Origin of the sequence: Shewanella sp. BJSY2023SW001, from assembly GCF_047314685.1 — a bacterium.
Classification (GTDB): Bacteria; Pseudomonadota; Gammaproteobacteria; order Enterobacterales; family Shewanellaceae; genus Shewanella; species Shewanella indica.
In genome coordinates, this window is the sequence record NZ_JBKORF010000035.1 from 24,718 (window position 1) to 35,574 (window position 10,857).

The 10,857-nt window shown below is 50.5% G+C and carries 7 protein-coding genes; 6 read left to right on the plus strand and 1 reads right to left on the minus strand.

Annotated features, from left to right (window positions below):
• Nucleotides 1-196: 196 nt before the first annotated feature.
• The 3 genes from pdsR (at nt 197) to ACMHXH_RS08205 (ending at nt 4,349) form a co-directional block, all read left to right on the plus strand.
• Nucleotides 197-889 carry a proteobacterial dedicated sortase system response regulator gene (pdsR, locus tag ACMHXH_RS08195; RefSeq protein WP_025009526.1) on the plus strand — a complete coding sequence of 231 codons (693 nt, stop codon included), beginning with the start codon at nt 197-199 and terminating at the stop codon, nt 887-889.
• Nucleotides 886-3,057 (plus strand): proteobacterial dedicated sortase system histidine kinase, encoded by a 2,172-nt coding sequence (gene pdsS, locus ACMHXH_RS08200; RefSeq protein WP_071476185.1) that lies wholly within the window; start codon nt 886-888, stop codon nt 3,055-3,057. The genes pdsR and pdsS overlap by 4 nt, the downstream gene beginning before the upstream one ends.
• Before the next feature lie 113 nt (nt 3,058-3,170).
• Nucleotides 3,171-4,349, plus strand: a complete 1,179-nt coding sequence (locus ACMHXH_RS08205) for a cystathionine beta-lyase (protein WP_144361302.1) — start codon at nt 3,171-3,173, stop codon at nt 4,347-4,349.
• Between the two features lie 54 nt (nt 4,350-4,403).
• Here ACMHXH_RS08205 and ACMHXH_RS08210 read toward each other — a convergent pair whose 3' ends face one another.
• The gene (locus ACMHXH_RS08210; RefSeq protein ID WP_039033344.1) at nt 4,404-4,601 is read right to left on the minus strand and encodes a hypothetical protein; all 198 of its coding nucleotides are present in this window, start codon (nt 4,599-4,601) and stop codon (nt 4,404-4,406) included.
• A gap of 570 nt (nt 4,602-5,171) precedes the next feature.
• On the opposite strand from ACMHXH_RS08210, the gene ACMHXH_RS08215 reads away from it, so the two are divergent.
• From ACMHXH_RS08215 to ACMHXH_RS08225, 3 genes are all read left to right on the plus strand, one after another.
• A complete protein-coding gene (locus ACMHXH_RS08215; protein ID WP_071476187.1) occupies nt 5,172-8,006 on the plus strand; it encodes a TonB-dependent receptor domain-containing protein in 2,835 nt (944 codons plus the stop codon).
• Between the two features lie 657 nt (nt 8,007-8,663).
• Nucleotides 8,664-10,298, plus strand: a complete 1,635-nt coding sequence (locus ACMHXH_RS08220; protein ID WP_335912807.1) for a TonB-dependent receptor plug domain-containing protein — start codon at nt 8,664-8,666, stop codon at nt 10,296-10,298.
• Between the two features lie 34 nt (nt 10,299-10,332).
• A partial coding sequence (locus ACMHXH_RS08225) for an IS5 family transposase (RefSeq protein WP_413737951.1) occupies nt 10,333-10,857 on the plus strand: 525 nt, incomplete at its 3' end.

Consider the following 10,857-nt stretch of genomic DNA (forward strand, 5'->3'; position numbering starts at 1 on the left):
AGCTTGCTGCCAAACTGGCAGCGTTCCTCGTCGTTGAGATGATTAAACCCCATTGAAATGGCAAGTCTGGGGAGCAAAAATGGCACTTTGGCTATCAATTGTGGCAACAAAATGGCAATCGGAAACGATCGCTTTTTTCACGGCTAAAATCCTGTATAGTCACGGCTATTCAAGGCTCGGCAGGAACAAGAGGCAGATGAAACGCATTGCCATAGTGGAAGATGAAGCTGCAATAAGAGAAAACTACAAAGATGTGCTGCAATCACAGGGTTACTCTGTACAGACTTACGCCAACCGCCCCGAGGCGATGCAGGCCTTCAACACCCGCTTACCGGATCTGGCCATTATTGACATAGGTCTGGAGCATGAAATCGACGGTGGCTTTACCTTATGCCAGTCGCTGCGGGCGATGTCGGGCACCCTGCCGATTATTTTTCTCACTGCCAGAGACAGCGACTTCGATACGGTTTGTGGTCTGCGTCTGGGTGCCGATGACTACCTGAGTAAAGATGTCAGTTTTCCCCATTTGCTGGCGCGGTTGGCGGCGCTGTTTCGCCGCTGCGAACTCGCCGGCAGCAGCGCTCCGGCCGACACCCTGATGGAGCGCGGCGCCCTCACCATAGATGCCAATCGAATTCAGGTATATTGGCAACAGCAGCCGATTGAATTGACAGTGACCGAATTCTGGATGGTGTACGCCCTGGCCAAACATCCCGGCCATGTGCGCAGCCGCACCGAGTTGATGCAGGAAGCCAAGATTTATGTCGATGACAGCACCATTACCTCACATGTAAAGCGGATCCGGCGTAAGTTTATCGCCGCCGATCCGGCCTTTGACTGTATAGATACCGTCTACGGCATGGGTTATCGCTGGGATCCCGAATCTTGAAGTTCCCCTCTTATCACCCGCCAATAGGCCTCAGAACCAAGACTCTGGTACTGTCGCTGTTTTTGCTGTGCCTGCCCTGGCTTGGCTATCAGTATGTGTGGGAGATGGAGAAATATCTGCGTCACGGCCAGGAGAAAACCCTGGAAGGGACCACTCAGGCCCTGGCTACGGCGCTGCATGAAAGACCCAGACTGTTCGACAGTCAGGCCAGTTTCCTCAATCAAGTAGAAAAGGGCCGCGATCTTTACGCCTACCCGCTCAACGGCCCCATTCAGCTGGATGGCCGCCTCAATGATTGGGAGGCCTACCGCCATCGCGCCATGACCTATGGCGAAGAACATACCCTGATGCGCTTGAGTGACAGCCAATCAACGCTAAGCTTTACCCATATGGTCGGTAAATATGGCGGCTACCTTTACGGCTTTTTCGAGGTAACGGATCCAAAGGTGATTTACCGCGGCCGCAACAGCCTGAGTGTGGATCGCAACGACTATCTGGCCATCGCCACCCTGGCCCCGGATGGCCGTTTTCGCCGCTATACCATAGCCAACAAGCGCGATGGCTGGCTCAGCGCCTTCGAGTTGCCTGAAAATCCGGCGCTCAGCGCCCCGGTGACACCAGAGGTCCGCATTCAGGGCCAGTGGTTGAAAACCGATAAGGGTTACAATATTGAACTCAGAATGCCGCTGGAGATGGTGGGCAGTAAACTCAGTTTTGCCATTCATGATGTCAACAACAAGAAGAGCCGTAGGCTGGAAGCCATAGTCGGTACCTCGGCCACTGACCGCGCCGACAAGCTGGGGACGGTTCTGGTACCATCACCGGAAATTGAAAGTATTATCAAAGGCATGGGGCATAACAGCTCGCGGATCTGGGTGGTGGATGTCCATGGCCGGGTGCTGGCCAAGTCGGGCGATATCCGCGCCGATTCCAGTGTCTGGACCCGCTCGGTCGAAGAGGAGCGGCAACCGGAAAGCTTCTTTGGCAAACTGGAACACGACTATCTACACCCCATCTACTACACAGTGCTGACCAAGCCACCTATGGATTTTATCGACTCACTGCAGGATTCGACTGAACTCGGCGGCAGCCATATTCGCCGGGCGCTGAATGGCCAGATGGCCTCCACCTGGCGCCTGACACCGGATAACAAGGCGGTGGTGTTGGCAGCGGCCAGCCCCATCTGGATTGACGATAAGGTGATGGGCGCCGTGGTTGCCGAGGAAACCACCCATGGTATCCGTACCCTGCGTAACCGGGCACTGGAGAAGCTGTTCAATGTGATCCTGACCGTGATGGCCATGGGAACCCTGGCACTGTTTGTGTTTGCCTCCGGGATCTCCAGCCGCATTCGCAAACTCAGGGATCAGGCCGAGCGCGCCATCGACAGCCAGGGTCGGGTTCGCGACACCATTCCACCTTCAAAAGTGCGCGATGAAATCGGCGATCTGTCGCGCAGTTTTGCCAATATCGTCAGCCGGCTTGGGCAATATACCCACTATCTGGAAAACATGTCCTCACGGCTATCCCACGAATTGAGAACCCCGGTGGCCGTGGTGCGCAGCTCATTGGAGCACTTGAGTCTGCAGCAACTGGACAAGGACACGGCCAAGTATGTCGACCGCGCCCAGGAAGGGGTCAACCGCTTATGGCTGATCCTCGCCAACATGAGCGAAGCCACCCGGCTCGAGGAGTCCCTGTCCCAGGCCGAGATAGATGAATTCCCGCTGACCAAGGTAGTGGCAGGCTGCGTCGCCGGGTATCAGATGACTTACAAGGAACAAGGTTTCGTGCTGGTGTTACCGGATGAACCTTTGACCATGCGCGGCGTACCTGAATATATCGCCCAGCTGATGGATAAGCTGGTCAGCAACGCCATTGAGTTCAGCAAAGCCGATACCGATATCCGCATCAGCCTCAAGGTGCAGGGCAAACAGGCCCTGCTCAGGGTGGAAAACCAAGGGCCACTGTTGCCGGAAAACATGACCGAGCAGATCTTCGAATCCATGGTCTCAGTGCGGCCGCAAACGATGCAGTCCAAACCGCATCTGGGACTGGGACTTTATATCGCCAGGCTTATCACCGCCTTCCATGGCGGCCATATCAGTGCCAGCAACCTGAGCGACGGCTCGGGTGTCGAAATTCGGGTCAGCCTGCCGCTGCTTTAAGCCGCGGCCAACTTGAACAAGTCTCAAGCCCGCCGCACTGGCAATGACAAGATTCAATGTTAATATGCCTCAAAGGGGCGCCCGCCCCGCCATCACAAACAAGAGTTGCATCCATGAAGAAAGCCACCAAGCTGGTCTCACTCGGCCGGGACAAAAAGTGGAGCAAGGGAGTGATCAATCCTCCCGTGTTTCGAGCATCAACCGTCGTATTTGACAGCATGGAACAGATGCGCCACGCCACGGCCAATCGCGCCAAAGGGGAGATGTTCTATGGCCGCCGCGGCACTCCGACTCACTTTGCCTTTCAGGCGGCCATTGCCGAACTCGAAGGCGGTGTTGGCACTGCACTCTACCCTTCAGGCTCTGCGGCCATCAGTGGTGCCCTGCTGTCTTTTCTGAAGGCCGGCGATCACTTGCTGATGGTAGACAGTGTCTACGAGCCCACCCGGGATCTGTGCGACAAGCTGCTCAAGGGGCTGGGGATTGAAACCAGTTACTATGACCCCTTGATTGGTGCCGGTATCCGCGATCTTATCCGCCCCAATACCAAAGTGCTGTTTCTGGAGTCTCCCGGCTCCATCACCATGGAAGTCCAGGATGTGCCGACCCTGTGCCGCATCGCCCATGAACATCAATTGGTCACCATGCTGGACAACACCTGGGCCTCCCCCATCAATTGTCGCCCGTTTGAGATGGGCGTCGATATCTCGATTCAGGCCGCCACCAAGTACATAGTGGGTCACTCGGATGTGATGCTGGGTACGGCGACCGCCAATGAAGCACACTGGGATACCCTGAGGGAGAACAGCTATCTCATGGGCCAATGCACCTCTGCAGACGATATCTTTCTGGCGGCCAGGGGGCTGAGAACCCTGGGGGTGAGAATGGCGCAACATGAAAAAAATGCTCTCAAAGTGGCCAATTTCCTGGCGCAGCGCCCGGAAGTGGATCACCTGCGCCACCCGGCGTTTGCCAGTTGCCCGGGGCACGAGTTTTTCCTGCGTGACTTCAGCGCGGCCAACGGCTTGTTTTCCTTCGTGCTCAAAGAGGGTAACCGCAAGGCGATGACTGCCTTCGTCGAAGGGATGGAGCACTTCAAGATGGGATTTTCATGGGGTGGCTTCGAAAGCCTTATTCTGGCGATATCCGGCATAGAGAAATTGCGCACGGCAACCCAGTGGGACAGCAGCAAGCCCCTGGTGAGACTGCATATAGGTTTGGAAGATCCGGACGATTTGATTGCCGACCTCGAACGGGCCTTTGAGCGTTATCACGCCGCAATCCAGGCTTAATCAGCAAAAGCCCGCTTGAATGCGGGCTTTCCAAGGACAGTAATAGCTTGGCTGTCAGTCAAAGTCCAGATCATCTGCCGACACTCCCACTCCCAGTTCACGGGACAGGGCCATCTGTTCTCGAATATCCTCTATTCGCCTGCGAGCCGCGCTTATCCGCATATCTTTTTTACTGACACGGTTATTGGATGTCAGAGTTCCCTCTTGGGCCGCTTCGCTCTTGCCTCTACTCAAAGATTGATTAAATGACATGGTCTTCCCTTAACCTCACGCCGGTTCTTTACCGTCTCCTCAAGAGCACTTCCAGCACACTTGGAGCAGAGCCGGTAATCCGGAATTTAAACGATACATCCGGTGTTAAATATACCGGAGCCCCTCACATCATGCCTTATTAAAGAGCCTGTTCCTATCGGAAAGTTCCCATATTTTAATTCCGTTCAGCAAAAACTCAGGCGTATGAAAAATAAACAAAATGCACATGCTCAATTAATTAACGCACGACACACCTTACTAAGGGCATAGAAACATTTGCTTACTATTATCACTGATGCAAATTTGTTTAAATTAAAACATCTGCGCAACACAATATTTTTGTACAGCAATAGTATTTAATATAATTAATTGATTTTAATCGATTAACTCACCCAGCTCACCTTGTTTTTAAATTGTTAAAAATAAATTAATTATAAATTAATAAACATGATCATGTGTTGCTAAATCTAGGTTTAAATTGAATCATATCTTTGTCATTGAAACATTTGACAAACAAAATAAAAACACAGCCAAGCATGGCGATTTACAATAATAATCAAGGAGAGAGATATGACATCCATATCTACAACAGCCAAAGCCGTTCGCTTCGGCCTTATGGCTGCTGCTACCAGTATCGCTTTTACAGGTTTCAGTTATGCTGAAGATAAACCTGAAACATTTGAACGTATTGAAGTCACAGGTTCAAAAATCAAGCGTATAGGGGAGATAGCACCAACACCGGTCACTGTGATCACAGGCGATGGCCTTATTGAAGCAGGTGTTACCAACGTAGCAGATCTGCTGCACAAGATGCCTAATACCCTGGTTGGTCTGTCACCGGAAACCACCAACAACACTGTTTTTGCCAGTGGTCTGAATAACACTGACCTGAGAGGATTGGGTTCCAACCGCACTCTGGTGCTGGTTAACGGCCGCCGCTTTGTAGCCGGTTCGCCAGGCTCAGGCGCCGTGGATTTAAACAACATCCCTACCGCCATGGTTGAGCGCATCGAAATCACTACGGGTGGCGCGTCTGCTGTTTATGGCTCTGACGCCATTGCCGGGGTGGTCAACATAGTGACCAAAACCAGTTTTGATGGCTTGGCTATCGATGCTTCTACAACACGCCCCACCGAAGATGGGGGTGAAGAAGAATATGCCTCGCTGACTTTTGGCTCTGACTTGGGTAAAGCCAACTTTGTGACCAACATCAGTTGGTCACGTCAGGGGCAGATTTCATACATGGACAGAGAATTCCTGCGTGAAGCGCCGATTGTGGTGCGAAATCCCAATGCCAATGGCCCGAATGATCCGCAAGCAATAATGTGGGGCCATGGTCAACAGGTACTGGCTTCATACAGCAAGACAGGCACTTTTGAATCCAATGGCACCCGCTATACCTTCAGCGATGACGGTCAAATTCGGCCAATGGATCTGGGTCAGCCACTGCCGCCGCTAACCAGCGGCCGGGTGGACTATCTCGGTGGTGAAGGCTACAACTTTGCTGAGAACTCTTTCATCAAGACGCCACTGGACAGGATCAATTTCTTTACTGTGATGAACTATGACATCAATGATGATCATAAATTTACCATGGAGGCCAGCTACACCAAGTCCGAAGCCTATGGTGAAAGCTCTCCTGCCTTCCTCAATTTCAAGCTCTATGATGATAATGCCCTGCTCTCTCCTGAAGCGGCGGCTTTGGTGACGGCCGGTGAAGAAAAACCAGGTGGAGGGGTAAAATTAGGCTATCTGGCATCTGATTTCGGCAACCGTAAATACAGTCAGGACAGAACTACAGCAAGATTGGCACTGGGTGTTGACGGTGCACTGTCCGATACCTGGTCCTACGATGTTTACGCCACTGTAGGCCATGTTCAAGCCGACACCGAATGGTATGGTGAAATATTCGAGCAGCGCTTCTATGACTCTGTCGATGTGATCAAAGATGCCGACGGTAATCTGGTATGTCGTGACGAATACGCCAGAGCCAATGGCTGTAAACCTTTGAATATATTTGGCCGCGGCCAATATGATGAGGCCGCCTATAACTGGGTCAGCACAGATGCCATTCGCCGTTCATCAATCGATCAATACGTTGCCGGCGCCTCTGTCAGCGGCGATCTATTTGAACTGCCTGCCGGCTTTATCGCTGCTGCATTCAGCGTTGAATATCGTAAGGAAACGGCTGAAACCCTGCCGGATCCGGCAATGCGTGATGGTTTATTATTTGGAAACCAGTCTCAACCACTTTATGGTGAGTTCGATGTGACCGAGGCATCAGCCGAATTATCCGTCCCGCTGCTGCAGGATGTGATGTTGGTGCAGGATCTGACGCTGGAAACCGCGTTCCGTTATATGGACTACTCCTCCTCCGGCTCTGATACTGCATGGAAAGTCGGCATCAACTGGGCGCTCAATGACGATTTACGGATCCGGGCCAACCGCTCCAAGTCTGTACGGGCACCTAACATTGCCGAACTGTACAACCCATCCAGCCAAACCTTCCGCACCATCAACGATTATTGTGCTACCAGCTTCAGGAACAGGATCAACCCGGACTATCTGGACAATGTATTGGCCAACTGTGCAGCTCAAGGGATCCCGACCGACTTTGAACCTTCCCAGGACTGGTACGGTTCAACTCGTCCAGGCTTTATTGTAGGTAACCCGGACCTGCAGAACGAAGTTGCAGATGACATCACTCTGGGCTTTGTGTACACCCCATCTTATCTGGAAAACTTCAGCCTGACAGTGGATTACTGGAAATTTGACATGGAGAACGTGATCAACAGCTTCAGCGGTGCTGAAGTCGTTAAGTACTGCTATCAGTCAAGCAGCACAGATAACGACTTCTGTCCTTTGCTGGAACGTGATCCCGATACCCATGAGATAGTGAACTACTACGAGAAGCCGGTTAACTCAGCATCCAGTATCACTTCAGGTTTTGATATTGAAGCCAATTACCGCCTTGAAACCAGTTTCGGTGATTGGGGCTTCCGCCTATTCAGCACTTATCTGGAAGAACGTTCATTCAACCCGACCGGATTCGCCGATGATGAAGTTAAATCGGCAGGTGAGCAGGCTCGCCCACGCTGGCGTCATCGATTGACCACAGACTACACCTACAATGACTTCTCGGCCGTATTGACTGCCAACTATCGCAGCGACACAGTGCGGGATAACGAATGGTCACCCAATCAAAACAACTATAACGATATCCCGTCTTATACTACTTTTGATTTGACCAGCCGTTACAACATCACAGATGCCTTGCAGGTTCGCGCCGGGATACTCAACATGTTTGATCGCACCCCACCTCGCCAGCCAGGCGTGTATAACCAAGGTGCTTACTACGACATGCTGGGTCAACGACTCACTGTGGGGGTAAACTATAAGTTCTAATTCTATTGTTACTGAAAAGCCACTTGCATAACAGCAAGTGGCTTTAAGTAATCGGCACCTTCCCTAATTAACTAAAACCCTGTTAGATAGATGTGGATTGGATATCAGGGTTCCCTCTTAAGCCACTTCGCTTATATCCACACGCAAAGTTTGGTTACTGCCGGTTATTCCTGTTTACTCAAGAGCGCTTTCTTTTAAATTGGATCAAAGTCGGTACCTCGAAGTTAACAATAACACATCCGGTATATCCTCTCCAAAGTCCCCCCGATTAAAGATACCTATCCTACCGAAAAATCCCCTCATGGCTTTTCAAACAATAAAGACAGTGCTAACCCGCAAAAAATAACGCATAACACACTGTAAAACAAATAAAAATAATTGCTTACAATTTAAAATGTCAACAAAAAATCGCCAAACAGAAACATAGATATAACGTATGAAAATCCATTTAACAAAAAATACAGACAGATTTTAACCGGTTGCAAAATTTTTAATCAAAAAATTTATGTAGCAAAATTGTGAACAATAAACTCTCTCAAAACCACCCAAAGTCAATCTATTGCTAACACATGTAATAAATTGAATCATTAATTGGTCATTTCCGTATCTGACAAACAAGAAGAAATATGAAAACTATAATTTCTCAAGGAGATAGTCATGACCTCTGTATCTACAACCGCAAAAGCAATTCGCTTCTGTCTTTTAGTTACTGCCGGCTGTGCTGTTTATTCTGGAACCAGCTACGCTAAAGATAAAGATGAACCCATAGAACGTATCGAAGTCACAGGTTCAAAAATTAAACGTATAGGAGAGTTGGCCCCGACCCCTGTTACCGTAATCACTGGTGACGGTCTTATTGATGCCGGTGTTACCAACGTCGCAGATCTTCTGCATAAGATGCCTAATACCCTGGTTGGTCTGTCACCGGAAACCACCAACAACTCTGTTTTTGCCAGCGGTTTAAATAACACTGACCTGAGAGGATTGGGCTCCAATCGAACTCTGATATTAGTGAATGGCCGGCGCTTTGTGGCCGGCTCACCGGGCTCAGGTGCTGTAGATTTGAATAATATTCCAACAGCCATAGTTGAGCGTATCGAAATCACCACAGGCGGGGCATCTGCAGTATATGGTTCTGATGCCATTGCCGGTGTAGTTAACATAGTGACCAAGACCAGTTTTGATGGGCTGGCGCTGGATGCCTCTACCACCAGACCAACACAATCTGGAGGTGAAGAGGAATACGCCTCACTGACCTTCGGCTCTGATATTGGCAAAGCCAATTTCGTAACCAACATAAGTTGGTCGCGTCAGGGGCAGATCGCACATATGGACAGGGACTTTTTGCGCGAAGCGCCGATTGTAGTGCGAAATCCCAATGCCAGCGGCCCGAATGATCCCCAAGCAATAATGTGGGGTCATGGTCAACAGGTCCTGGCCGCCTACACCAAGACCGGAGCGTTCACCACCCGAGCCGGAGAAAAATACACTTTCAGTGATGACGGTAAAATTCGCCCAATGAAGCTGGGGCAACCTCTGCCCAAACTCACTAATGGCCGGATAGATTACCTTGGAGGCGAAGGCTACAGCTTTGCCGAAAACTCCTTTATTAAGACGCCGTTGGACAGGATTAACTTCTTTACTTTCATGAACTATGACATTAATGATGATCATAAATTTACCATGGAAGCCAGCTATGCCAAGTCAGAAGCCTATGGTGAAAGCTCTCCGGCATTCCTCACTATTCCGCTTCATGTAGATAATGCTTTTCTTTCGTCCGAAGCTGCAAGTTTGGTCAAAGCGGCCGAAAGGCGGCCAGGTGACGGTGCCAGAGTTGGTTACTTGGCGTCCGACTTTGGTAACCGAAAATACAGTCAAGAGCGAACCACAGCCCGCTTAGCTTTGGGGCTTGAAGGCGCAATCTCCGATACCTGGTCATACAATGTTTATGCCACTGTTGGCCATGTTCAAGCCGATACCGAGTGGTACGGTGAGATGTTCGAGCAGCGCTTTAAGGATGCTGTCGATGTTATCCGCGATAAAAATGGTGCCTTGGTATGTCGTAGTGAACATGCCAGAGCCAATGGCTGTAAGCCGTTGAATGTGTTTGGTCGCGACCTTTATGATAAAGCCGCTTACAATTGGGTCAGCACAGATGCCATTCGCCGCTCATCAATCGATCAATACGTTGCCGGCGCCTCTGTCAGCGGTGATCTGTTTGAGCTGCCTGCGGGTTTTATCGCTGCCGGGCGTTGTTGCCTAAATAAGCGGAACCTTTTTCGCTTTCCATGATCTGATCTTGCATAACAGGTCTTCGGTCAGTTTCATGGGTAAGTCAGAACGCAATATCACCAATTGGAAGCAATACAATCAGGCATTAGTCAACCGTGGTTCGGTTACCTTCTGGCTGGACGAGGCAGCGGTTAACGCTTGGCATTGCACAAAGCATCACGGCGGTCGTGGCCGTGGCTTTCAATTCAGCGACACCGCCATCGAAACCGCCTTGATGCTCAAAGGGATTTTTAAGCTGTCATTACGTGCGACCGAAGGGTTCATCAACTCCCTATTTCAGCTGATGAAAATACCGTTAATTGCTCCAGACTACAGCTGTATCAGTAAACGCGCCAAGACGGTGAACGTCAAGTACCGCAATCCCTCAAGAGGTGCGGTAGCGCATGTTGTCGTCGATGCCACAGGCCTCAAAGTGTATGGCGAAGGTGAATGGAAAATGCGTAAGCATGGCAAAGAAAAACGTCGAGTTTGGCGCAAGCTTCATTTGGCTATCGATGCCGCTACACATGAAATTATCGGTGCGCAAACAAGCCTTGAAACTGTAGCAGATAATGAAGTA